General features: G+C 41.6%; 21 protein-coding genes. 18 read left to right on the top strand and 3 right to left on the bottom strand.

Going from position 1 to position 26,615, the window contains the following annotated elements; all coding sequences use genetic code 11:
* Positions 1-11 precede the first annotated feature (11 nt).
* The 9 genes from WKT11_RS16770 (at position 12) to WKT11_RS16810 (ending at position 11,678) form a co-directional block, all read left to right on the top strand.
* Entirely contained in the window at positions 12-1,097 is a 1,086-nt protein-coding gene (locus WKT11_RS16770; RefSeq protein WP_226839738.1) for a FecCD family ABC transporter permease, read from the top strand.
* Positions 1,097-1,852 carry an ABC transporter ATP-binding protein gene (locus tag WKT11_RS16775; RefSeq protein ID WP_117846102.1) on the top strand — a complete coding sequence of 252 codons (756 nt, stop codon included), beginning with the start codon at positions 1,097-1,099 and terminating at the stop codon, positions 1,850-1,852. Before WKT11_RS16770 ends, WKT11_RS16775 begins: the two co-directional genes overlap by 1 nt.
* A gap of 8 nt (positions 1,853-1,860) precedes the next feature.
* Complete coding sequence (locus tag WKT11_RS16780) at positions 1,861-2,214, top strand: CGGC domain-containing protein (protein WP_118610097.1); 354 nt, start codon at positions 1,861-1,863, stop codon at positions 2,212-2,214.
* A gap of 185 nt (positions 2,215-2,399) precedes the next feature.
* Positions 2,400-5,138 carry an NYN domain-containing protein gene (locus WKT11_RS16785; protein ID WP_340285235.1) on the top strand — a complete coding sequence of 913 codons (2,739 nt, stop codon included), beginning with the start codon at positions 2,400-2,402 and terminating at the stop codon, positions 5,136-5,138.
* A gap of 15 nt (positions 5,139-5,153) precedes the next feature.
* A complete protein-coding gene (greA, locus tag WKT11_RS16790) occupies positions 5,154-5,654 on the top strand; it encodes a transcription elongation factor GreA (RefSeq protein WP_008705914.1) in 501 nt (166 codons plus the stop codon).
* A 342-nt stretch (positions 5,655-5,996) separates the two neighbouring features.
* A complete protein-coding gene (locus WKT11_RS16795; RefSeq protein WP_117846099.1) occupies positions 5,997-7,766 on the top strand; it encodes a Na/Pi cotransporter family protein in 1,770 nt (589 codons plus the stop codon).
* 370 nt (positions 7,767-8,136) lie between these two features.
* Positions 8,137-8,805 (top strand): response regulator transcription factor, encoded by a 669-nt coding sequence (locus tag WKT11_RS16800; RefSeq protein WP_055153383.1) that lies wholly within the window; start codon positions 8,137-8,139, stop codon positions 8,803-8,805.
* Between the two features lie 33 nt (positions 8,806-8,838).
* Complete coding sequence (locus WKT11_RS16805) at positions 8,839-10,182, top strand: sensor histidine kinase (RefSeq protein WP_117846098.1); 1,344 nt, start codon at positions 8,839-8,841, stop codon at positions 10,180-10,182.
* A gap of 227 nt (positions 10,183-10,409) precedes the next feature.
* On the top strand, positions 10,410-11,678 hold the full coding sequence (locus WKT11_RS16810) for an ABC transporter substrate-binding protein (protein ID WP_243098521.1): 1,269 nt from the start codon (positions 10,410-10,412) through the stop codon (positions 11,676-11,678).
* 40 nt (positions 11,679-11,718) lie between these two features.
* Here the strand turns inward: WKT11_RS16810 and WKT11_RS16815 are convergent, their stop codons facing one another.
* The gene (locus WKT11_RS16815) at positions 11,719-12,618 is read right to left on the bottom strand and encodes an AraC family transcriptional regulator (RefSeq protein ID WP_055153377.1); all 900 of its coding nucleotides are present in this window, start codon (positions 12,616-12,618) and stop codon (positions 11,719-11,721) included.
* Positions 12,619-12,880: 262 nt separating this feature from the next.
* Here WKT11_RS16815 and WKT11_RS16820 point away from each other — a divergent pair, with 262 nt between their 5' ends.
* From WKT11_RS16820 to galE, 6 genes are all read left to right on the top strand, one after another.
* Complete coding sequence (locus WKT11_RS16820) at positions 12,881-14,125, top strand: extracellular solute-binding protein (protein ID WP_055153397.1); 1,245 nt, start codon at positions 12,881-12,883, stop codon at positions 14,123-14,125.
* A gap of 184 nt (positions 14,126-14,309) precedes the next feature.
* Complete coding sequence (locus tag WKT11_RS16825) at positions 14,310-15,215, top strand: carbohydrate ABC transporter permease (protein WP_008705901.1); 906 nt, start codon at positions 14,310-14,312, stop codon at positions 15,213-15,215.
* Positions 15,216-15,228: 13 nt separating this feature from the next.
* Positions 15,229-16,107 carry a carbohydrate ABC transporter permease gene (locus tag WKT11_RS16830; RefSeq protein ID WP_019160841.1) on the top strand — a complete coding sequence of 293 codons (879 nt, stop codon included), beginning with the start codon at positions 15,229-15,231 and terminating at the stop codon, positions 16,105-16,107.
* A gap of 158 nt (positions 16,108-16,265) precedes the next feature.
* Positions 16,266-17,192, top strand: coding sequence for a sugar phosphate nucleotidyltransferase (locus tag WKT11_RS16835; protein ID WP_019160842.1), 927 nt, complete (start codon positions 16,266-16,268; stop codon positions 17,190-17,192).
* A gap of 10 nt (positions 17,193-17,202) precedes the next feature.
* Positions 17,203-18,315, top strand: a complete 1,113-nt coding sequence (locus tag WKT11_RS16840; protein WP_118137761.1) for a phosphotransferase enzyme family protein — start codon at positions 17,203-17,205, stop codon at positions 18,313-18,315.
* A 353-nt stretch (positions 18,316-18,668) separates the two neighbouring features.
* The gene (gene galE, locus WKT11_RS16845; RefSeq protein ID WP_117677289.1) at positions 18,669-19,685 is read left to right on the top strand and encodes a UDP-glucose 4-epimerase GalE; all 1,017 of its coding nucleotides are present in this window, start codon (positions 18,669-18,671) and stop codon (positions 19,683-19,685) included.
* A gap of 120 nt (positions 19,686-19,805) precedes the next feature.
* Here galE and WKT11_RS16850 read toward each other — a convergent pair whose 3' ends face one another.
* On the bottom strand, positions 19,806-20,045 hold the full coding sequence (locus WKT11_RS16850; protein WP_117677290.1) for a hypothetical protein: 240 nt from the start codon (positions 20,043-20,045) through the stop codon (positions 19,806-19,808).
* Between the two features lie 476 nt (positions 20,046-20,521).
* Here WKT11_RS16850 and WKT11_RS16855 point away from each other — a divergent pair, with 476 nt between their 5' ends.
* From WKT11_RS16855 to WKT11_RS16865, 3 genes are all read left to right on the top strand, one after another.
* Positions 20,522-21,325, top strand: coding sequence for a carbon-nitrogen hydrolase family protein (locus WKT11_RS16855; protein ID WP_117846094.1), 804 nt, complete (start codon positions 20,522-20,524; stop codon positions 21,323-21,325).
* A gap of 127 nt (positions 21,326-21,452) precedes the next feature.
* Entirely contained in the window at positions 21,453-23,678 is a 2,226-nt protein-coding gene (locus tag WKT11_RS16860; protein WP_181993301.1) for a hypothetical protein, read from the top strand.
* A 148-nt stretch (positions 23,679-23,826) separates the two neighbouring features.
* Positions 23,827-24,576 (top strand): glycerophosphodiester phosphodiesterase, encoded by a 750-nt coding sequence (locus tag WKT11_RS16865; protein ID WP_117846093.1) that lies wholly within the window; start codon positions 23,827-23,829, stop codon positions 24,574-24,576.
* A 222-nt stretch (positions 24,577-24,798) separates the two neighbouring features.
* Here the strand turns inward: WKT11_RS16865 and WKT11_RS16870 are convergent, their stop codons facing one another.
* The gene (locus WKT11_RS16870) at positions 24,799-26,280 is read right to left on the bottom strand and encodes a DUF1846 domain-containing protein (RefSeq protein ID WP_117677294.1); all 1,482 of its coding nucleotides are present in this window, start codon (positions 26,278-26,280) and stop codon (positions 24,799-24,801) included.
* Positions 26,281-26,615: the final 335 nt, after the last annotated feature.

Raw genomic sequence — 26,615 nt, forward strand, 5'->3', positions numbered from 1 at the left:
AGGAAAATACAGTGAAAGAACAGGTTTCACAGACAAAAAAAGGCAGTGTGCTCAGAACATCCATGTATGTGGCAGTCCTCATCGGACTTGCAGGATTTCTTATTTTTTCCATACTTGCGGCGATTACTTTTGGTAATGCTGATCTGTCGCTGAAGGATGTGTACAGTGTCATTGTTTATAAATTATTTCATATAAAAAGTCTGTCTGCCTATGCAGAAGGTGCAATTCACGATGTTGTATGGCTGATCCGACTGCCCAGAGTCCTGTTGGCTCTGGCAGTTGGAATGGCTCTTTCTGTATGTGGCGTAGTAATGCAGGCAATCGTGCAGAACCCGCTGGCAGATCCTTATGTACTGGGTATTTCATCTGGTGCATCCCTTGGTGCAACGCTGGCAATCATGCTCGGAATCGGAAGCTTTCTTGGCGGGAACTCTGTCGGAGTTACTGCTTTTATTGGCGCGATGATCACCTCCTTTGCAGTTATTGCTATTGCAAATATGGGAGGAAAGGCAACATCAGCTAAGCTGATCCTTGCCGGAATGGCGGTCAGTGCGGTATGCTCTGCTTTTTCAAATTTTGTTATTTACATTACAAATGACAAAAATGCAGCTACGGAAGTTATGAAATGGAGCATGGGAAGTCTTGCAGGGGCAAGCTGGGCCAGAGTAGGTGTGATGCTTCCGGTTACTCTGATATGTGTGGTCATCTTCTGGACACAGTATCGAAATCTGAATCTGATGCTTTTGGGAGATGAAGTTTCTATCACACTTGGAACAGATTTACACAGATTGAGAACATTTTACCTGATTGTTGCTTCTGTAATGATTGGATTTGCCGTATATTGTGCTGGCGTGATCGGATTTGTAGGACTTGTGATTCCTCATGTAGTCAGGATTCTGTTTGGAACTGACCACAGAAGATTACTTCCACTGAGCGCACTTCTTGGCGCGTCTTTTCTGATCTGGTGTGATGTGGCATGTCGTGTGATCCTGAAGAATTCTGAGATGCCGATTGGTGTGCTGGTATCAATTATCGGTGCTCCATGCTTTATTTATCTGCTTGTGCGGAAATCCTATGGATTTGGAGGTAGCAAGTAATGAAGATCACTACAAAAGATATTCAGGTTGGATTTCACGCCCGACAGATATTAAAAGGCATTTCCATAGAGTCACAGGACAAAGAACTGGTAGGAATCATCGGGCCAAATGGAAGCGGAAAGTCGACGTTGTTAAAATGTATCTACCGTATTCTGAAGCCAGATGCAGGTGCTGTTTATCTGGATGGAGAGGAACTTCATTCTATGAGTGTCAAGAGTTCTGCAAGGAAAATGGCGGTTGTGGCACAGCATAATTACTACAATTTTGATTTCACAGTGCGAGAGGTTGTTCTTATGGGACGAGCACCTCATAAAAAAACTCTGGAACGGGATAATGCGAAAGATTATCAGATTGTGGATGAAGCATTGAAAACAGTGCAGATGGAGACGTTTGCAGACCGCACATTCTCGACTCTTTCAGGTGGAGAACAGCAGAGAGTAATTCTGGCAAGGGCACTGGCACAGCAGACACCTGCCTTGATCCTTGACGAGCCGACGAACCATCTGGACATCACACATCAGATCATGCTGATGGAACTGGTAAAGAAACTGAATGTGACAGTTATTTCTGCTATTCATGACCTGAATATTGCTGCGGCGTACTGCGATAAGATTTATGTATTGAAAGATGGTGTACTGGAAAGCTATGGAACTCCACAGGAAGTACTCACTCCCGAACTGATCCGCAGAATTTATAAGGTAGAAGCGGAAGTTGTATATGATAGTCTTGGGAAAATGCATATTTTGTTTTTGTGAGGAAAAAGGTGAACAAGATTGGGATTTTAACATGTCTTCACTCTAACGCGGTATGTGCCAGAGTAGGTTGCCTGTCAGCCTTTCAGAACAGAACTGATTTCTTTCAGGATTATCCTGAGGACACTTACCTGGCAGCACTTATGACCTGCAACGGATGCAAAAACGTAAATCCAACAGAACCTGCAGAGGACAAGGGAATTCTGGAAAAGATAGACAAACTGGTTAATGAGAAGATCAACATTATTCATGTAGGCGTCTGTCGCCTTTCAGATGGGAAACATGAATGTCCGAGGATGACACAGATCTGTGAGATGTTAGAAGAACGTGGAATTAAAGTTATAAGAGGGACGCATAAAGAATAGAATAAAATGATTAGAAAGGGCCTGCATTTATGACGGTTGCAGGCTCTTTTTGTATTTAAAGGCAGAACTACAATGGATTTCTCTTTATCATTGTGTTAAAATTGTATTTTAACAGGGGAATTTTATTTAAAAGTTATTTATGAAAGAGACAGCGACTCATAAAGAAAAAGGAGTTTTTAACTACAATGGAGAAACTGGTTGTTGGTATCCTTGCGCACGTAGATGCTGGTAAGACTACGTTGTCGGAGGGGATTTTATATTTAACGGGAAAGATTCGTAAGCTGGGGCGTGTGGATCATAAAGATGCGTATCTGGACACGTATAACCTTGAGAGAGAACGTGGAATTACAATCTTTTCCAAACAGGCAGAGTTTGAACTGGGGAACAGGGGGATAACTTTGCTGGATACGCCGGGGCATGTGGATTTCTCCGCGGAAATGGAGAGAACGTTACAGGTTCTGGACTATGCGATCCTTGTGATTAATGGAGCAGATGGTGTGCAGGGACATACCATGACATTATGGAGGCTTCTGACAAGATATCAGATTCCAACATTTCTTTTTATCAATAAAATGGATCAGGAAGGAACAGATAAAGAGAAACTTCTTGCAGAGTTAAAAAAGAGATTAAATGACAACTGTGTGGACTTTACATGGGAGAAGGCATCTGATGAAACATTGGCAGAAGGTGAGATAAAAGAATTACATGCACAATTCATGGAAGAAGTCTCTGTTTGTGATGAAGAACTGCTGGAGAAATACTTAGAAACAGAAGAAATTTCCACGGAAGACATCCAAAAAGTAATCAAAGACCGGAAGCTTTTCCCCTGCTTCTTCGGCTCTGCCTTGAAGATGACGGGTGTGGAAGAATTCCTGCATGGTCTGGAAAAGTATTGCCTTACACCAGAGTATCCGTCCGAATTTGGGGCAAAAGTATTTAAGATTGCCAGAGATGATCAGGGAAATCGCTTAAGCTACATGAAAATCACTGGTGGAACTCTGAAAGTAAAAGAACTTCTCACAGAGACAGAGAAAGCTGATCAGATCAGAATCTATTCCGGATCGAAATTTGAGCTTGCAAAAGAAGCACCGGCAGGAACTGTCTGTGCAGTGACAGGTCTTTCCCAGACATATCCCGGACAGGGACTTGGAATAGAGCAGGAATCTGAGATGCCGGTTCTGGAACCTGTTCTTAACTACAGAATTCTGCTTCCCGAGGACTGTGATGTTCACCAGATGCTTAAGAAACTCAAAGAGCTGGAAGAGGAGGAACCGGAGCTTCATATTGTATGGAATGAACAGCTTGGAGAAATCCATGCCATGCTGATGGGTGAGGTTCAGATTGAGATATTAAAACATCTGATCTGGGAGCGTTTCCATGTAGCAGTAGAGTTTGGAACAGGAAATATCGTATATAAAGAAACGATTTCAGAGCCGGTAGAAGGTGTAGGTCATTTTGAGCCGCTGCGTCATTATGCAGAAGTACACTTGCTTCTGGAACCGGGAGAACCGGGAAGCGGTCTGCAGTTTTTTACTGCATGCAGTGAGGATGTGCTGGACCGTAACTGGCAGCGTCTGATTCTGACTCATCTGGAAGAAAGGGAGCACCCGGGAGTATTAACCGGTTCTCCCATCACAGATATGCAGATCACACTGATTACAGGACGCGCCCATCTGAAACACACAGAGGGAGGCGATTTCCGGCAGGCGACGTACAGGGCTGTGCGTCAGGGATTAAAGAAAGCAAAGAGTGTTCTGCTTGAGCCATATTATGAGTTCAGACTTGAGATTCCGGGAGATATGATCGGGCGTGCTATGACTGACATTCAGAAAATGAATGGAACCTTCCAGCAGCCGGAAGCAGATGAGGATGATATGATGGTTCTGAAAGGCAGTGCACCTGTATCAATGATGCGAGATTATCAAGCCCAGGTAACATCCTATACAAAGGGACGTGGCAGATTATTCTGTTCATTAAAGGGCTATGCACCATGTCAGAATCAGGATGAGATTGTAGCGGAGATTGGATATGATTCCGAACGTGACCTGGACAATCCTACAGGTTCTGTATTCTGTGCTCATGGAGCAGGATTTGTGGTGCCATGGTATGAAGTAGAGGATTATATGCACTTAGAAGGGATTGACGAGTCTGAGCTGGGAAGTACCATACCGGATAGCGAAGAAAGTATAGCAGGAAACAGGAATAGTAACAATCAGACAGATTCGGGTTATCGTCCACCCAGAAATGCCGGCGTAGGAAGCTATGAGGATGAAGAAGAGCTGAAAGCCATTTTCGAGCGTACATTCGGACCGGTCAAGCGTTACAAAGAACCACAGTTTAAACGAACATTTTCTTCAAAATCCGACAGCGGTAGTTATTATCGTAACAGTTCTTCTGCTAAGAAGAAAGAAAAAGAATATCTTCTTGTAGATGGTTACAACATCATCTATGCCTGGGAAGATTTAAAAGAGCTGGCAGATGCAAATCTCCATGCAGCTCAGACAAAACTGATGGATATTCTGAGCAACTATCAGGGCTTTAAGAAATGTACGTTAATTCTTGTATTTGATGCTTATAAGATAGAAGGCCATGCAGAGGAAGTGATCACTTATCATAACATCCATGTAGTCTACACCAAAGAAGCTGAGACAGCGGATCAGTACATTGAGAAAACGGTTCATAAGATTGGCCGGGAAAATCAGGTAACGGTAGCAACATCCGATGGACTGGAGCAGATCATTATCATGGGACAGGGTGCTCACCGTATGTCTGCCAGAGGTCTTCGTGACGAAATAAAAGCTACAGAAAACCAGATCCGCCAGCAATGGCATGAGAAACGTCAGAGCAGTAAGAATTATCTGATCGACAATATTTCTGATGAGATGGCACAATATATGAAAGAGAAACGACTTGAAAAACAGTAAAAGGGAGATGCAGTCATGAAAGAAAAGCTTACACAGAAGGATGTTGAGAAAATTCAGCAGGAGATTGACCACCGCAAGCTGGTTGTGCGAAAAGAAGCAATAGAAGCTGTAAAGGAAGCCAGAGCCCAGGGGGATCTGAGTGAGAATTTTGAGTATTATGCGGCTAAGAAGCATAAGAATCAGAACGAAAGCCGTATCCGCTACCTTGAGAATATGCTGAAAACAGCGACCATTGTTTCTGATGATTCCAAAGACGATGAAGTTGGAATGGACGATATTGTAGAGGTATATTTCGAGGAAGACGATGAGATTGAGAAATATAAACTGGTAACTTCCATAAGAGGAAACTCCATGGAAAACCGCATCAGCATTGAATCTCCCATTGGTATGGCATTAAAAGGTCATAAGGTTGGAGACAGAGTGGAAGTAAAGGTAAATGATAATTACAGTTACTTCCTGGAAATCCGTTCTATTGATAAGACCGGTTCCGAAGATGAAGAAATCCGCGGATTCTGATAATAATACTGTCGAAATACAGAATCCAGATTGATAAAAGAACTATTGTAAGAGATGAATACCGGTTAGTGTCATATCTCTTGCAATGGTTCTTTTTATTTTTATATTAACAATGCGGATGGATTTATGGGAACTTTGCATAGAATGAATAGGATGACTGGAAATTTTACATGGATTTAACATTCTCATGGGGATGATTTTACAAAGTATGGTTATGATGAGAAACAAGTCAGGGATATGTATCACAAAAAACATATATATACCTGCACATGTCTGAGACTGCCAGCAGATGGCAGAAAGTAAATAACCGTATACTTATGAAAAGGGAAAAGGAGAATAATCATGGATTTATTCAGTATATTAACATTGATCGGAGGCCTTGCATTATTTTTGTATGGTATGAATGCAATGGGAGATGGTCTTGCGAAGGTTTCCGGCGGAAAGCTGGAGAAGATTCTTGAAAATCTTACTTCAAATCCGATAAAAGCAGTGCTTTTGGGAGCAGGAGTAACAGCGGTGATCCAGTCATCTTCAGCTACGACTGTTATGGTAGTAGGTTTTGTAAATTCAGGGATCATGAAACTATCACAGGCAGTAGGAGTGATCATGGGTGCAAATATCGGTACCACGATCACTTCCTGGATCTTAAGCCTGACAGGAATACAGAGTGACAATTTTATCATTCAGATGTTTAAACCAACATCATTTTCCCCTGTGCTTGCGATCGTTGGTGTGATTTTCATTCTGTTTATCAATGATTCAAAGAAGAAAGATATCGGAACAATTTTTATTGGTTTTGCAATCCTGATGTACGGTATGGATATGATGAGTTCTGCTGTAAAACCCCTTGCAGAAGTACCGGAATTTACAAATTTGTTACTTAAATTCTCAAATCCGTTGTTAGGCGTTGTAGCAGGTGCCCTTCTTACTGCAGTGATCCAGTCCTCTTCTGCATCCGTAGGTATTCTGCAGGCCCTGTGTCTTACAGGTGCAGTACCGTTCAGTGCAGCAATCCCGATCATTATGGGACAGAACATCGGAACCTGTATTACTGCGATCCTTTCTGCAATCGGAGCCAAGAAGAATGCAAAACGTGCAGCAGCAGTACATCTGTATTTCAACCTGATCGGTACAGTTATCTTTATGACTGTTTTCTATCTTATAAATGCAGTTGTTGGATTTTCTTTCTTCCATCAGGCTGCAACACCGGCAGGAATTGCTATTATCCACAGTGTATTTAATGTTACTGCAACGATTATTCTTCTTCCTTTTGCAAAGGGACTGGAGAAACTTGCTTGTCTTACGATCCGGGACAAAAAAGAGGATGTTGTTGTTTCGGCAGAGGACAGAGAATTTATGATTCTGGAACCACGTTTCCTGGAGAAACCGGCATTTGCAGTGGAGCAGAGCCGCAATGCAGCCAGAAAAATGGCAGAAGAATCCCACAATGCACTGTTTACAGCGCTGAGTCTGGTGGACAAATACAGTGAAGAAGGCGTAGAACGTGTGGAAAACATGGAATCCAAGGTTGATCGCTATGAAGATGAACTGGGAACTTATCTGGTGAAGCTGAGCCACAAAGATATTTCAGAAGCAGACAGTCACAGCCTTTCCATTATGCTTCACTGTATCGGGGATTTTGAACGTATTTCTGATCATGCTGTAAATATTATGGAATCAGCACAGGAGCTTTATGAAAAAGGACTGAAGTTTTCCGAAAATGCAAAGAAAGATCTGGAAGTGCTGGGACAGGCAGTAGAAGATATCGTAAATACGGCATATGAAGTTTTTGACAAACAGGATATGAAACTTGCGGAGAAAATTGAACCGCTGGAAGAAGTGATTGATGAACTTTCCAAAGAAGTGAAACGTCGTCATGTACAGAGACTGAGAAACGGTGAATGTACAATAGAGATGGGATTTATCCTTTCAGACATTACAACCTGTCTGGAACGTGTGGCAGACCATTGTTCCAATATTGGAGTCTGTGTGACGCAGGTGAATGAAGATCTGTATGATACTCACAGTCATCTGAATATTGTCAAGAGCCATCCGGACGAAACATTTTATCATGAACTGGAAGACGCACGAATCAAATATCAGCTTTCATAAAAATAAACAGATGGATGATGGTTACTGTACACATGCCATTATCCCGCGAGGTGTTTTGGCATGAATATGCCAAAATCCCGAGACATACAAGCCAAAATTCCATTGCCGCAGGCAATTTGGAATGAATTTTGGCAACGTTACTGAGAACGAAGTGAACAGTAACGGATGATGTTATTTGCATGATCAGGAAATCCGGGCACTCTGAAGTATCTGAGAGATATTTCAGAGAAAATGGCCGGATTTTTGCTTTAAAGAAATGAAGCAGATGCCGGATATCTACTTGTACAGGGATAAAAAAATAAGTATACTGAAAAAAGAAATACACTTGTGACGATAAAACAGGTGATAAATAAAGGGGAGGTAAAGCAGAATGATCTATTGTGTAGAAGATGAGCGGAATATCAGGGAGCTTCTTATTTATACACTGGAAACAACAGGATTTAAAGCCAGGGGTTTTGGCAATGGCAATGAACTGATGAAAGCACTGAAAGAAGAGATACCGGAGCTGATCCTGCTGGATATCATGCTTCCGGGAGATGATGGCTATACCATTCTGGAACAGCTGAAAAGTATGCCATCTGTAAAGGATGTGCCGGTGATTATGGTTACTGCAAAAGAAGCGGAATTTGACAAAGTAAAAGGTTTGGAAGGCGGAGCCGATGATTACATTACCAAGCCTTTCGGTATGATGGAATTTGTTGCCAGAGTAAAAGCAGTTCTCAGACGAAGTACCCGTCAGAATGAAGACAGGGAACTGCATTACGACGAGCTTTATCTGAATGTAGGACGTCATGAGGTGCGTTACCGGGAAGAAAAGATCGATCTTACCCGAAAAGAATTTGAACTTCTTCAGTATCTGCTGGAAAATAAAGGACTTGTTATGACAAGAAATCAGATTCTTTGTCATGTATGGGGATATGATTTTGACGGTGAAACCAGAACTGTGGATGTCCATGTGAGAACCCTGCGCCAGAAACTTGGCGAGGCAGGAAATCTGATCGAAACGATCCGGGGTGTGGGATACAGGATCGGTGCATAACAGATGAAACAGACGAAAAACAGGAGTGGAAAAATGAAGCATAAAATATTCAGTCACACCAGTTTACTTATTATCTTATCCGTAATACTTACATTCCTGGCAGCAGGAACTGTCATGTATAACAGATATGATATTTATATGAAACAAGGTGTCAGAGACGAAGCTGCATACATTAAAACAGGACTGGAAGAAGATGGAAGGGACTTTCTTACAGATAAGATAGGGAATGCCACCAGCAGCCGCATCACTCTTCTGGGAAAAGATGGTGATGTGTTGTTTGACAGCATTGAGAATCCTTCTGAAATGGAAAACCACAGCAACAGACCAGAGTTTATTGAAGCTGAGAAAAAGGGATTCGGTGAAATGGTCAGATATTCTGATACCCTGTCAAAACAGACTTTCTATTATGCGATAAAATTAAAAGATGATCAGATTCTTCGTGTGGCCAGGACCACAGACAGTCTTTTGATGACTATGTTATCCAGTTTTCTACTGCTTGGAGGACTGGTATGTGTGATCTTTGTGATCGAGTTTTTTCTGGTACAGAACCAGACACAAAAGCTCATCGAACCGATTAATCAGATTAATCTGGAAAAGCCGCTGGACAATGTCTGTTATGAAGAACTGAGGCCGTTACTGTTTCGGCTGGATCAGCAGAACCGGCAGATTAAGAAACAAATGGAAGATCTGAAGAACGCAGAGAGTGCAAGAAAAGAATTTACCGCAAATGTTTCTCATGAATTAAAAACGCCGTTAATGTCCATTTCCGGATATGCTGAGCTTATGATGAATGGAATGGTACCGCCGGACAAGATACAGGATTTTTCCGGCAGGATTTTTCATGAGTCCGAGCGTTTATCCAATCTGGTTGCAGATATTATTCAGCTTTCCAGACTGGATGAGAAGAACGGAGAAACTATGTTTGAACAGGTTGATATCGGAGAACTTGGGGAAGATGTGATTAACAATCTGCAGAACAGGGCAGCAAAGAAAAAGATTAATCTGGAATATACAGGCGAATCTGCACAGATGCAGGGAGTACGCCATGTACTATATGAAATGTTCTACAATATTACAGATAATGCCATTCGCTATACTCAGGATGGTGGAGACGTAAAGGTTTTTGTGGGAAAACTTAATGGGAAACCGTACTTTCGTGTGGAAGATAACGGAATAGGTATTCCGGAAAGCGAACAGCAGAGAATCTTCGAGCGTTTTTACAGAGTGGACAAGAGTCATTCACGTGAAACCGGAGGTACAGGCCTGGGGCTTTCTATTGTAAAACACGGCGCGGTTTTGCATCATGCGAAGATTCTTCTGGACAGTGAGCCGGGTAAGGGAACGAAGATGGAAATCCTGTTTGATCAAACTAAGTAAGTCTCCTGCGGAGCAGATATTCGTTGTAGAGCCTTTTTCAAACACACTCTAGAGCCTGCGTAGTGAAACGGATGATTTTGTCTGGTGTTGAAAAGAGGGTGAACAGTATTCGACATGGTTGTTAGAAATGTATAAATTTTGGGGATTGACAGACAAGTGATTATTGGAGAAAATAAAATCAGACAGTTATCCATGTAAAAGCAGGTACAATGGAGGGTATTTTCAGTATGGAAAAATGGAGAAGCATTGCAGTGGGTATGAGTTGTTTGTCAATGCTGTTTACAGCAGGAGCAACTACTGTATCAGCGTCAGATGAGATTACAGAAATCCCGGAACAGAGTATTGTATACTGGTCTATGTGGGAAGAAGATGAACCACAGGCAGATGTGATAAAAGAAGCAGCCCAGGCTTATGAAGAAGCTACAGGTATTTCTGTAGAGATTCAGTGGAAAGGCAGAGGAATCCAGTCGCTGATAGGTCCTGCACTGGATGCCGGAGAGCAGATAGATCTTTTTGATGATGATTATCAGAGAATGGCACAGGAACATAAAGAGTATCTGGCAGAATTAGAAGAAATGGCAGATACCGTAGACTATGAGAACCACATTATGCCGGTATTGTTGGAACAGGTAGAGGGCTGGGGAAATGGAGAACTTCTTGCCATGCCTTATCAGCCATATATTGCAGGCGTGTGGTACAATAAAGACTTGTGGGAAGAGGCGGGGCTTACAGAACAGGATATTCCCGATACATGGGAGAAACTGATCAGAGTATGTCGCAAGATCAAAAACAGTGACAGTGGTTTAAGTGCAATGACCTGTGATGAAGAATACGTAAATCTACTTTATGGATATCAGCTTGCCAGATATCTTGGACAGGAGAAAGTGCAGCAGTTGATCCGTAACTGCACCTGGTCGCAGATACCTGAGGCAAAGCAGGCTGCCGCAGATATCCGAACACTGTTTTTTGCCGGATATATGAGTGAGATTGCACCGGCTCAGCATCCGGATGGACAGAATGAGGTTGGTGATGGAGAGGCAATCATGGTGGTTCAGGGTTCCTGGGTTCCAAATGAGGTGACAGAGGCCACCGGTACTGATGATTCATGGGGATTTTTCCCCTGGCCAGCTGTGAAGGATGGAGCAGATGGCACCGAAGGGGTTATGATTGGCGCACAGGGATTTGGTGTGACAAAAGACTCCCAGATGAAGCAGGAAGCCTTTGATTTTGCATATTCTATCTGTACTGGTGAGACAGATATGAAAATGACAGAAGCAGTAAATTCTATTCCGGCAGATGCGGACAATACTCAGTGGCCGCAGATGCTGGCAGATGCAGTTCCATATGTGGAAGAAATGTCCAAGCCGTACATGTGGGCTGCAGGTCTGGAGTCAGATACGGATTATAAAGAACAGATACAAAGCGAACTTCTGAAGCTTACAAGATTAGAAGAAACATCGGATGAATTTATAGAGAATCTCAGCAGTATGAAATAAGAAAAAGGCTGTTCGATATTATGAAAATACTGGTCTGGTATTACTGGCGCTCTCGTTCTGAGAGCGCCTTTATTGATGTAATATATTCTGTAGGTGTCATTCCGGAAATTTTTTTAAACTGTCTGGAAAAGTAATGGATGGAAGAGTATCCCAGAAATTCCGAAATCTGTGTAAAGTTCATCTGGTTCTCGCGGATCAGCTGTCTGGCATAGGCAATCTTTAAACGGGAAAAGAAATCCATGGCGCCGCACTGATGTTGTTCCTGAAATATTTTCTGAAGCTGGGAGCGTCCGATCATATTGTCATGGCACAGATCGTAGAGTGTAATATTTTCCCGGATGTGGTCCTCCATATAAGCAATGACACGTTTATAGACAGCGGAATTATTTTTCAGATTCACAAATTGGCTGACAGGTACAGTCATGGGAGGAGAAGAATTTCTCCGGATCATATAGATCAGCATCTGTTCAAGATAAATTCGGATCAGCTGCTGAGAACCAAACAAAAAATCTTCTTTCTTTTCCATCTTTTCTGTATAAGGGTCATCCAGAGGGGTTTTGATACAGCGGCGGGCCTCAGCAATCAGCATTCCCATGAGATTTCTTTCAGAATCAGAAAGTTTCAGCAATTTTTTCTCAAAGAATTTCATACATGGAGAATCGCATTCAAAAGAAACTACCACAATATTAGGAGCGGTATTTCCTATGGCAATAAGGTTATGAAATTCATTTGGTCTGTGAAAGATGAGCTGCCCACTTGTCAGATGGTAGATACCGTTATCTGTTTCTATTTCCGCCTTTCCCTTATCTACACATTGAAATTCCCAGAAATTATGGCGTTCTCCTGCAAAGTGAAAATCACTTTTGTATTCAAAATAGTGGATTGTATAAATTCGGTCAATATGAATATCTTCTTCCAGATACATACTCTCAAAAGCCATTACTGACACCTCCCTCTTGCTGTCAGAAATCTGCAATATGGTTGTTGTGTACAAGTATACAACAAAAACAGATGAAAAACCAGTTGAAAATGAATTTTTGTACAAAAGAAATGGACGTTTGTGCAAATACTATTTGTGCAAAAATGATAAAATAAGAACTACCAAAAGAAATAATTGTTGAAAATCAACAAAAGAGCGAAAAGAGAGAAAAAAGAAGAAGACAAAATGTCAAAACCGACAAAGGAGGAAAAAGGTTATGGGTATGAAGAAAAAGATGCTTAGTGCAACATTATGTGCGGTTATGGTTGGTTCACTTGCAGCACCGGCTTTCACTGTTCAGGCAGCTGATGACACATTAGTTTACTGGTCAATGTGGGAAGCTACAGAGCCACAGGGTCAGGTAATTCAGGAAGCAGTTGACGCTTATACAGAGCAGACAGGAGTTAAGGTAGACCTTCAGTTTAAGGGACGTACCGGAAACCGTGAAGCACTTCAGCCTGCACTGGACGGCGGCACACAGATTGATATTTTTGACGAAGATATTGACCGTGTAAACGGAATGTACGGTAAATATCTTTTGGATCTGGAAGACCTTGCGAAAGACAATGACTATGAAGCAACTGCAAATGCAGGTCTGATGGCAGCATGCCGTGATGCTGGTGGCGGCACATTAAAAACAATTCCATATCAGCCAAACGTATTTGCTTTCTTCTATAACAAAGATCTGTTTGAGCAGGCAGGAATTACAGAAGAACCGAAGACATGGGATGAATTCAAAGATGTATGCCAGAAATTAAAAGATGCAGGAATCACACCAATGACTATGGATGATGCCTATGCAACATGTGTGATCGGATATCATCTTGCAAGACTGGTTGGCGAAGATAAAGTAAAAGAGATCGTAACTGAAGGTAAATGGGATGATCCTGCAGTTCTTCAGATGGCACAGGATATCGAAGAACTTGCATCTAACGGATATTATTCAGAGATGGTTGGTTCCAACGTATGGCCTGCAGGTCAGAACACAGAGCTTGCACTTGGAACAGCTGCAATGTATCTGAATGGCTCCTGGTTACCAAACGAAGTAAAAGAGATGGCAGGCCCTGACTTCCACTGGGGATGCTTCGCATATCCGGCACTTACAGACGGAGCAAACGGAATCGAAACAAACAATTTCGGCGCACAGGTATTTGGTGTCAACAAAGATACAAAGCTTGCAAAAGAAGCATTTGATCTGATCACATTCATTACAAAAGGTGAATACGACCAGAAACTTGCAGATGAAACTGTAGGTATTCCGGCTGATACAACAAACACAGAATGGCCGGCAATGGTTGAGTGTGCAAAACCTGTGATCGAGCAGAGCACAAACCGTTTCACATGGGCATGCGGCGTAGAATCTAACGTAGATATGACTCCGGTTATCAAAGAAAACTTCATCAAATTAATGGCAGGTTCCATTACAGCAGATGAATTTGTTTCAACTATGCAGGACGCAGCGAAATAAATAAAGAATTTATAGAGATGGTGGCATCGTATCTACGCTGCCACCATCTGTCTTTTTGAAACCGACAGACATGAGGAAGTAGTGATTTACGAAGTAAATCAGCGGATTCCGAATGGCTGGAGGATTGCGGGAGCGAAGCGTAGCAATCCGTAGATATGGTATTACTTACAGAGGAGGTATTTGTTTGAAGAAAAATAAAACGATGATTGTTGTATTTCTGACTCCGGCAGTTCTGCTGTTTCTGGGAATCTTTCTTTATCCGATTATCAGAACAGTGATCATGAGCTTTTTCAAGATTGACGGAGTTACAGATTCCATGGATTTATGGAAATTTGTAGGGTTCGGAAACTATACAAAGCTGATGAGTACCAGCTTATTTAAGACTTCATTTTTTAACCTGTTTCGTATCTGGCTGATCGGCGGTCTGGTGGTAATGAGTCTGTCTCTTTTATTTGCAGTTATCCTTACCAGCGGAATCAGAGGAAAGAAATTTTTCCGCGCGATCATTTATATGCCAAATATCGTCAGTGCAGTAGCACTTGCAACTATGTGGCTGCAGTATGTATACAGTCCAAGATATGGTCTGCTGAAAGATCTTTTTACGGCATTACATCTGGACAATCTGGCAAAGATCCAGTTCCTGGATAATGACCATAAATTCTGGGCACTGTTGTTTGCATATTGTTTCGGAATGGTTGGATACCATATGCTGATCTGGCTCAGCGGTATTGAGCGTATCAGCCCTGAATATTATGAGGCAGCAACTATTGATGGAGCGACCAAACCGGCACAGTTCCGTTACATGACACTTCCATTGTTAAAGGGAGTATTTAAGACAAATATTACCATGTGGTCTGTAAGCAGCGTAGGCTTTTTTGTATGGTCACAGCTTTTCTCCACAGTAACTGCAGACACACAGACAATTACCCCTTATGTTTATATGTACATGCAGATTTTCGGCGGCGGTAATACAGTTACAGAACGAAATGCAGGTCTGGGAGCTGCCATCGGTGTACTGCTCAGCGTCTGCGTAGTCATTGTATTTACAATCTGTAACAAAGTGATCAAAGATGATGATCTGGAATTCTAAGGAGGGATGAGAAATGGCAAAAGAAAAAGAGGCACGCAGACCCTTTAATCTGAAAAAAGAAGTCAAACTCCTGCCGGGATACATCATCCTGCTGCTTTGGGTAATCTTTACCATTGCGCTTCTGGGCTGGGTATTTGGGGCGAGTTTTTCCACAACAGCAGAAATCTTCCAGGGAAAAGCCCTGAAGTTTGAGTCCGGATTACATTTTGAAAATTATGCAAAAGCATGGAATGGTGCCGGAGTTGCAGGATTCTTCGGAAATTCTCTGATCTATTCCGTAATTTCCTGCACAATTCTGATTCTGGTGTGCGCACCGGCAGCTTATGTGCTGTCCAGATTTGATTTTATTGCAAATAAATTTATCCAGACCAGTTTCGTATCTGCCATGGGTGTTCCGGCGATCATGGTTGTTCTTCCCCTTTTCAGCATTATTTCCGGTATGGGAATCCTGAATAATGTGGCAGCAGGAAGAACGGTATTGATCATATTGTATGTGGGAATTAACGTACCTTATACGACTATTTTCCTGCTTACATTTTTCAGCAATATATCCAGAACCTATGAGGAAGCGGCAGCAATCGATGGATGCCCTCCCATGCGTACTTTCTGGAAAATCATGTTCCCAATGGCACAGTCAGGAATCGTAACAGTGACAATCTTTAACTTTATTAATATCTGGAACGAGTATTTCCTGTCCTTGATCTTCGCAAGTTCGGATAAGCTGAAACCTGTTGCACCCGGACTTTATGGAATGATCAACTCCATGAAATATACAGGTGACTGGGCCGGAATGTTTGCAGCGGTGATCATTGTATTCCTGCCGACATTTATTTTGTATATTTTCCTGTCTGAGAAGATCATCGGTGGTGTTACTGGTGGTATTAAGGGATGATAATAGAGGATAGCAGGGCAATAACAATTCTTGCGATTGTGAAATGTATTATGTAACACGTTTTGACCTCAAAATCATAGTATGATAAGATGAATGTAAAAAAGTTACCAGGCAGTCTGAGAGTAACGAAAAACATTTAAAGAAAAGAGGAAAAAATCATGAAGAAACCAGTATTAGTAGTTATGGCAGCAGGTATGGGAAGCCGTTACGGCGGTCTGAAACAGATCGATCCGGTGGACAAAGAGGGACACATCATTATGGATTTCTCCATTTATGATGCAGTACAGGCCGGATTTCGGAAAGTAGTATTTATTATCAAAAAAGAAAATGAAGCAGACTTCAGAAGCGCCATCGGTGACCGTCTCAGTAACCAGTTAGAAGTATCATATGTTTTCCAGGATCTTCACAATATTCCGGAAGGCTATGAAGTACCGGAAGGACGTGTGAAACCATGGGGAACCGGACATGCAGTATTAAGCTGCATCAATGAAATCGACGGACCATTCGTTGTGATTAATGCAGATGATTATTACGGAAGCCATGCATTTAAGATGGCGTATGATTTCCTGACAGAGAATGAAGATACCGCGGATACTTACAGATATATGATGGTCGGCTATAAACTGGAAAATACTTTGACAGAGAATGGCCATGTGGCAAGAGGTGTGTGCGTGACAGACGAAGAAGGACATCTTCTTAAGATCAACGAGCGTACCCATATCGAAAAGCATGACGGCGGCACAGCTTATACAGAAGATGATGGAAAAACATGGACTATGCTTCCGGAAGGCAGTACAGTATCCATGAATATGTGGGGATTTTCCGCAAGTATCCTGAAAGAGCTGAAAGACAGATTCCCCAGATTCCTGGATGAGAATCTGAAAGTAAACCCGCTGAAATGTGAATATTTCCTGCCATTTGTAGTAGATGAACTTCTCGGTGAGAAGAGAGCAACTGTAAAAGTTCTGAAATCTATGGATAAATGGTATGGCGTAACTTACAAAGAAGATAAACCTGTGGTAGTAGCTGCCATTCAGAATTTAAAAGATGGAGGGCTGTATCCACAGAAATTATGGGAGGAATAATTGAGTGGAAATTAACCGGGAAATAAAGAATATTACCAGTGCATTTGTTCTGGAAGATAATCTGACAGAATGTGTTCCTTATGGAAGTGGACATATCAATGACACTTACCGTCTGACTTATGATACAGGCAAACATTATATTCTTCAGAAAATGAACAAGAGTATTTTTACCAAACCTGTGGAACTGATGGAGAATGTCAGCGGTGTTACTGCCTGGCTGAAGAAAAAGATCCAGGAAAACGGTGGAGATGTGGAGAGAGAGACTCTGAATCTTGTGATGACAAAGGATGGACTTCCTTATTATGTAGATGAAGACGGGGAATACTGGAGAGTATATTTGTTCATTGAAGATGCCACATGCTATGATATGGTAAAAGATGAGGAAGATTTTTACCAGAGTGCAGTTGCTTTTGGACATTTTCAGAGGCTGCTTGCAGACTATCCGGCAGAAACTCTTCATGAGACCATCGTGAATTTTCATAATACGGTGGACAGGCTGGATAAGTTTAAAACTGCTGTGGAGAAAGATGTATGTCACAGAGCCGCAGATGTGGAAAAAGAGATTCAGTTTGTGCTGGACCGCACAGACCTGGCACATGTCCTGTGCGATATGCAGGATCAGGGAAAACTGCCATTACGTGTTACACATAATGATACCAAGCTGAATAACATTATGATTGATAATGCAACGGGAAAAGCCATCTGTGTGATTGACCTTGATACCGTAATGCCGGGACTTTCCGTAAATGATTTCGGTGATTCTATCCGCTTTGGCGCAAGTACCGGAGCAGAGGATGAGAAAGACCTGACGAAGGTGTCCTGTGATCTTCACCTTTATGAAGTTTATGTCAAGGGATTCATCGAAGGCTGCGGCGGTGCGCTGACTGAGACAGAACTGGATATGCTTCCCATGGGAGCAATTCTTATGACCTTTGAATGTGGAATGCGTTTCCTCACAGACTATCTGGAAGGAGATCATTATTTCAAAGTTCACAGAGAGGGACATAATCTGGATCGCTGCCGAACACAGTTCAAACTGGTAAAAGATATGGAAGAAAAACTTCCCTGGATGAAAGAGATTGTAAATAAGTATAAACGTTACTGTGAACGGAATGAACAGTAACGTATAAACAGGTATAAAAAAACGTACATGTCCATAAAGACTTGTGTTTATGAACTGATTCGGATAGAATTATCCTGCGGGGATATGAGAGAAATCATATTTTCGCAGGATTTTCTACAATACATGACGTGCCAGGCAACGGTATTTTACAGTTCTGAATATAGGGTGCTGTAAAATACAGAGGTAAATTTTGCAGATGTGAAACAGGATATCGCAGAATTTTATAGATTACACTCAGAATTATCAAGGATATTTCTGATGCTGTGAATTAATATAGGTATTGTTGAAAGAGAAAAAACAGAAATTGCAAAAAACAGGTATTGTAGCAGGAAGACAGGTTAGGAGGAATTATTATGGCAATTTTAGTTACAGGCGGAGCAGGTTACATTGGAAGCCATACAGTTGTAGAATTGCAGAACGCAGGATATGATGTTGTAGTTCTGGATAACTTAAGTAATGCAAGTGAGAAATCTCTGGAAAGAGTATCCAGGATTACAGGCAAACCAGTGAAATTCTACAAAGCAGATATCCTGGACCGTGATGCTTTAAATGAAATTTTTGATAAAGAAGAGATTGACTCCTGCATTCATTTCGCAGGTCTGAAAGCAGTAGGAGAATCTGTTGCAAAGCCTTGGGAATATTATGAGAACAATATCGCCGGAACATTAACACTGGTAGATGTGATGAGAAAACATAATGTAAAGAATATTATTTTCTCCTCATCTGCAACTGTATACGGAGATCCGGCAATCATCCCGATTACAGAAGAATGCCCGAAAGGACAGTGTACAAACCCATACGGATGGACAAAATCCATGCTGGAACAGATTCTGACAGATATTCAGAAAGCAGACCCGGAATGGAATGTAGTTCTTCTTCGTTACTTCAACCCGATCGGTGCTCATAAGAGCGGAACAATCGGTGAGAATCCAAACGGTATCCCGAACAACCTGATGCCATATATCACACAGGTTGCAGTTGGAAAACTGAAAGAGCTGGGTGTATTTGGAAATGACTATGATACTCCGGACGGAACTGGTGTCAGAGATTATATCCATGTAGTTGACCTTGCAAAAGGACATGTAAAAGCTCTTAAGAAAATCGAAGACAACTCCGGTTTAAGCATTTACAACCTTGGTACAGGAAAAGGATACAGTGTTCTTGATATCGTGAAGAACTTTGAAGCTGCTACAGGTGTTAAGATTCCATATGTGATCAAAGCACGTCGCCCGGGTGATATCGCAACATGCTATTCCGATGCTTCCAAAGCAGAAAAAGAACTTGGCTGGAAAGCAGAAAACGGAATCAAAGAAATGTGCGCAGATTCCTGGAGATGGCAGTCCAATAACCCGAATGGTTATGATGAATAATAAATAATACAAAGTATAAACAGCCCCCAGACATGGAAAAAAGTACATGTCTGGGGGCTGTTATTTTAAATTCTGTAATTGTTTAGTACTGTTCACAGTTAGTAGCCTGCCGAATAGTTACTAAATTTCGATGTTAAGTTCTTTCATTAGTTCTTCCTGAGAGATAAATTCATGGCAGTCGGGATTATGTTCTATTTCTTTTAGCATTGCTAAATCAGTTTCATCAGGTTCTGTATCTTCAATGTTTGCGAATAAATCAGGAGCTGTAAAGTGATTTTGAATAATGCGCCAGAAAATATCGGCGTCTTTATCGCTCATAATAGATACAGCACCTATAATACGTTCTTTTGTTGCAGTCATAAAATCACACTCCTTTATAAATCTGTCCACGATTTCCAATAGCCTTGATAAATATAATGCTATCAATATAGTCAAAAATCACACGATAATCACCGATACGCAATCGATATCCACTGGCACCCTGTAATGTTTTTATATCTCATTGAGGAATCTTGGATATGGCATTGATGATACGTTTTTGAGTTATGGAATCCTGCTTTTTTAAAAACTTAAGGGCCTGCTTTGAATATTTAATTTCCAGATATATCACTCCTTTACGAAATTATTTTTATGTCAATTCTTTATCTTTCGTAAAGCAGAAATAAATTCTGGTGTTTTTACTATATCATATAAAAAAAACAGAAGCAACTTTATAGAGTATGATTGTAAGAGTATTTTTTTACTGATATAGTAGATATGTAAAAATTGATTCTTGTAGAACTGCACAGCCGATAGACTGTAGATAACTGATTTACCATAGAAAGGACAGAGCAAATATGAAAGTAGCAGCCATTCAGATGCCAACAGTAGAAGATAAAACAGAAAATATTCGTACAGCAGGGAAATATATAGAAAAGATAAAAACAGAATCTCCGGATTTTGTAGTTCTTCCGGAAATGTTCTGCTGTCCATATCAGACAGAAAATTTCCCGGTTTATGCCGAAAAAGAAGGCGGCCCATCCTGGCAGGCAATGTCTGATTATGCCAGAGAATATCAGATTTATCTCATCGCAGGTTCGATGCCGGAAATAGATGAAGCTGGAAATGTTTTCAATACGTCCTATATTTTTGATCGAAATGGAAACCAGATCGGGAAACACAGAAAAGCGCATCTTTTTGACATTAATGTAAAAAATGGACAGTATTTTAAAGAATCAGATACCCTTACACCAGGCAATCACGCCACCGTATTTGATACAGAATTTGGAAAAATGGGAGTTATGATCTGCTATGATATCCGCTTCCCGGAATTTGCCCGGAGGATGGTACTGCTGGGGGCAAAGATGATCTTCGTTCCGGCAGCCTTTAATATGACGACGGGACCGGCACACTGGGAACTGACTTTTCGCGCAAGAGCACTGGATAATCAGATTTATATGCTTGGATGTGCGCCTTCCAGGAACGTACAGGCGGGATATATTTCATGGGGACATTCCATTGTGACAGATCCGTGGGGACAGGTCAGAAATCAGTTAGATGAAAAAGAAGGAATTTTAATAGAAGAAATTGATCTGGAATGGGAAGAACAGATCAGAGAACAGCTTCCTCTATTAACGCATAGAAGAATAGAATTATATTAATTTTAATCCAGATCAGAACACATTTTTTTCGCAGACTGCCCATAATTCAAACACATTTATCAGATATAGTAATACCATCAACAAAAGAAAACAAAGAGAGTATAAAAATATAAAGAGAGGTATCACTATGAAGTATAAACATCTGGCAATGATTATGGGAGTTATGATCACAGCAACATCCGTGGGTTCTACAGCAACAGCATTTGCAGCAGACAGTAAAACAGAAAGCACCAAAGAAGCAGGTGACACTGCAGAAGATACGACTAATTCATCTGACGAGAATACAGATAAAGACAGCAAGAAAGAAACAGATGAAAATGAAATTCTGGGAGAAGTGAAATCTGTAGCGGATGGAAAAATCACAATTGCAGTAGGAACCAGAAAAGAAATGGAACAGCCGGGAGAAGCACCTGAGAAACCAGAAGACGGTGATGCAAAACCAGAAAATGGGAAAGAGTCTGATGATGGAACTGATGAATCTGCTGATGTAGATGAAACAGCAAACGAAGCAGCAAAAGATACAGAGACAAAAGATAAAACTTCTGATACGAAAGAAGATACAGCAGAAAATTTAGATAAAGATTCAGTCAAAGATAATCAGGGAGCACCAGATGGCGAAGCTCCATCTATGTTAGATCTTACAGGCGAAGAACAGGAAATTACAGTCACCGATAGTACTATAATTACAAAACAGACCATGGATGGAGGCCAGGGAGCACCTGATGGTAATACTCCTGAAAAACCAGAAAAAGATAGTGGAGAAACTTCTGAAAAACCAGATGAAGATTCAGCAGACGATAGCACCTCTGCAAAATCAGACGATATATCAACAGATAACTCTGATAGTAAAGAAGCTCCGGAGAAACCTGATGGAGAAGCTACAGACGAATCAGGGGCAGGTCAGAGCGAGGAAATTACATTAGATGATATCAAAGAGGGCGATATAGTATCTATCACATTAGATGATGACGGAAATGCAGCAACCATCACAGTTCAGTCCATGGAAATGGGCGGGGGCCAGGGAGGCCCTGGTGGTCAGGATTCCGGTGTGGACAGTTACGCAGCGGCTAATGAATACAGTTCAGACGAAACAGTTTCCGACACATCCCTGGAGTCCACAGAAACGAATGAGAATGCAGCATTGGTTTCCAACGGCGCAGAAGTTACATTTAACAATGATGCAATCTCCAGAACATCGTCAGACAGTCAGGGCGGTGACAATTCCAGCTTTTATGGTGTAGGTGCAGCAGTCCTTGCCACAGACGGAACTGCTTATGTCAAAGACAGTACGATAACGACTGACAGCAAAGGTGGCGCAGGACTTTTTGCATACGGTGATGGAACGGTATATGCGGCAGATACAGATATCAGCACACAGCAGGATACTTCAGGCGGTATTCATGCAGCTGGCGGCGGAAAACTCTATGCATGGGATCTCAGCGTAGAGACAAACGGTGAATCCTCTGCGGCAATCCGAAGTGACAGAGGCGGCGGAACAATGGTGGTAGATGACGGAACTTATACATCTAACGGAGTAGGATCACCGGCAGTTTACTGCACAGCAGATATCGCTGTCAATAATGCAGAGCTGACAGCAAACGGATCAGAAGCTGTCTGCATTGAAGGATTAAATTCCCTGAGACTCTATAACAGTAACCTGACCGGAAATATGAGTGATGATGATCAGAATGATACAACATGGACGGTCATCCTTTATCAGAGTATGTCCGGTGATTCTGAAGTAGGAAACAGTACTTTCCAGATGGATGGCGGAACGATCACATCCAAAAACGGCGGTTTATTTTACACAACCAATACAGAATGTACGATCGCATTAAAAGATGTCGACATCACATATAATGATGACAGCGAATTCTTCCTGCAGTGCACAGGAAATAATAACCAGCGTGGATGGGGACAGAGCGGATCCAACGGTTCTGACTGTAACTTCACAGCGGACAGTCAGGATATGAAAGGAAATGTAATCTGGGATTCTATCAGTGATCTGGACTTTTATATGACTAATGGAAGCACATTGGAAGGCGCTTTTGTCAATGATGAAACATATGCAGGAAACGGTGGAGACGGCTACTGTAATGTAGTAATCGATAAAGATTCCACATGGACAGTAACCGGTGACAGCAAGATCACTTCTCTGTCAAATGCAGGAACAATTACAGATGCAGACGGTAAAACAGTCTCTGTTGTGGGCACAGATGGAACTACTTATGTAGAAGGTGACAGTGACTATACGATCACAGTAGATTCTTACCAGGACAGCGCAGATACATCTGCCTCCACTTCCATTGATGACTGGTCAGACTATGAGGTAGAAAGACCGGAATCTTTATGATTATTAAATATAGAAAGATAGTAACTATCCAGTATTCTATTATCTCACGAGAGTACTGAACTGTTACGAATCGAGTAGGAGGGAGCTAATCACTCCCTCCTACTCGATTAAGGCATTTTAGAATAATTTTAAGAGAGGCATATAGAAAATGGCAGAGATAAGAAGGAAAAACAGAACAACAAAAGTATGGGCACACAGAGGTGCCAGCGGATACAGACCAGAGAATACCATGGAAGCATTTGAACTTGCCATTAAGCAGGGCGCAGATGGAATCGAACTGGATGTACATACATCAGCAGATGGCGAACTGATCGTTATGCATGATGAGACCGTAGATCGTGTCACAGACAAAACAGGTCTGATCAAAGATATGACTCTGGCACAGGTAAAAGAGTTAAAGGTTAGCACAGACGTAGAACCAAATGGGATTTACCGTGTTCCAACTCTGGTAGAAGTATTGGATCTGATGCGCACCACAGATATGATGGTAAATATCGAATTAAAAAACAGCATCTGCTTTTATCCAGGAATGGAAGAGAAGATATTGAAACTGGTAAAAGAAATGCACATGGAAGATCAGCTGATCTACTCCTCATTCAACCATTACAGTCTGATGCAGTTAAAACAATTGGATGATCATGTACAGACAGGTATTCTTTTCAGCGACGGATGGATCAATCCTGCCATGTATGCCAAGAATCTGGGAATCAATGCGGTACATCCTGCTGTTTATCATCTGAAATATCCGCAGTTTATGGAAGAAGTAAAACGTGCAGGATTAAAAATGCACGTCTGGACAGCAAACAAACCAGAACATATCCAGTTAGTAAAAGATGCAGACGCTGAAGCAGTCATTACCAATTATCCGGACAGAGCATTGGAAATTGTAGGAAAATAAATCAGATAATTATCCTCCCAATGTGCTGTGAAGTGCTTTGTATAGAGCGTGTTAAAAAAGTTCCTCTCATTTATATGAATAAATCATATAATCAAAGAGGAACTTTTTGCATATCATTTTATTTTGTATATCAATACTATAAAGTTATTATGCGTGGATGATAAAACTTCTGAAATCGATATTTCAGTATTTATGCATGCGTTGGTAGTATTTTCTGCTTAGTTATTTCTGTGGTTTCTTAGCATGTTCAGATTTCGGTTCACAGGTAAGTTCAACACCCAGCTTACGGAATTCCAGGATATCTACCTGAGAAAGCAATACAGAAGTATGAACCTGGCATCCTTTTAACTTCGGAATCTGCTGAAGAGCCAGTTTCGCATCTTCATTGTCAGCAGCACTGATAGAAAGTGCAATCAGAGTCTCATCAGAATGAAGTCTTGGGTTCTTGCTTCCAAGGTACTCTGTCTTAAGAGTCTGAATCGGTCTTAAAGCCTCCGGAGAAATGACATGTTTGTCATGATCGATTCCGGCAAGCTCTTTCAGGGCATTCAGAATCAGAGCTGAAGATGCACCGAGGAGTTCAGAAGTTTTTCCGGTAATGATACGTCCGTCAGGAAGTTCCATAGCAGCAGCCGGAGCACCTGTTTCTTCCTCACGCTGTAATGCAGCCGGAACAACTTTGCGGTCTTCTATATTGACATGTGCCTGTTTCAGCAGAAGCTCGATCTTATAAACTTCTTCTTCGCGTCCGGTTCCGCGTACCAGATTTTCCATGCTCTTATAATATCTGCGGATGATCTCCTGACGTGCAGCCTCTTTGCAGACCTCATCATCGACGATACAATTTCCTGCCATGTTGACACCCATATCTGTCGGAGATTTGTAAGGGCACTCACCCATGATCTTCTCGAACATAGCCTGAAGAACCGGGAAGACTTCTACATCACGATTGTAGTTAATGGTAGTTTCGCCGTATGCTTCCAGATGGAATGGATCGATCATGTTGACATCGTTTAAATCTGCAGTTGCAGCTTCATAAGCTAAGTTTACCGGATGTTTCAGCGGAATATTCCAGATTGGGAAAGTTTCAAATTTCGCATAACCTGCTTTGACACCACGTTTGTATTCGTGATAAAGCTGGGAAAGGCAGGTAGCCATTTTTCCGCTTCCTGGTCCCGGGGCAGTAATGACAACCAGTGGTCTTGTTGTTTCGATATAGTCATTCTTACCATATCCTTCGTCACTTACGATAAAGGAAGTATTATTTGGATAACCAGGAATCAGATAAAGCACATAAACTTTGATTCCAAGCTTCTCCAGACGTTTCTTGAATGCGTCTGCACTTTCCTGTCCTGCATACTGAGTGATGCAGACACTTCCTACATAAAGACCGCGCTCTGTGAATACTTCCATAAGGCGGAGCACATCTTCATCATAAGTGATACCAAGGTCACCTCTGATTTTATTCTTATCAATGTCAGCTGCGCTGATTACGATGACGATCTCTGCCTGATCAGAAAGCTGCATCAGCATGCGCAGTTTACTGTCCGGCTCAAATCCCGGAAGAACTCTGGAAGCATGGTAGTCATCAAAAAGCTTGCCGCCAAATTCCAGATAAAGCTTGTTACCAAACTTGCTGATACGTTCCCGAATATGTTCGGACTGCATTTTCAGATACTTGTCGTTGTCAAATCCTATCTTCATTTGTTCATTTCCTTTCCCATCACATAATTAGTCACTTATTATTACTGCTCGTGGTTGGTATCCCGCGAGGTGCTTTGGAATATCATGCCAAAATCCCGAGACATACAGCACGAATTTATGCAGTTAGCATAAATTCTGTGCATCGCAAAGCGTATTACTGAGAACGAAGTGAGCAGTAATCACTTTGTCAATAGTATACTACAAAAAACATGGTTTGTAACAGATAAATTTTTAAAAAATAAAGAAATTTTATCAAATCAGTAAATTTAACCAAATCAAGTAAGTCCCCTGCTTCAATTGCGAAGAGCAATAAGCAGTGGGTGGAAAGATTCGGC

The organism is Blautia sp. HCN-1074, assembly GCF_037890165.1.
In the GTDB taxonomy this organism is placed as follows: Bacteria; Bacillota; Clostridia; order Lachnospirales; family Lachnospiraceae; genus Blautia_A.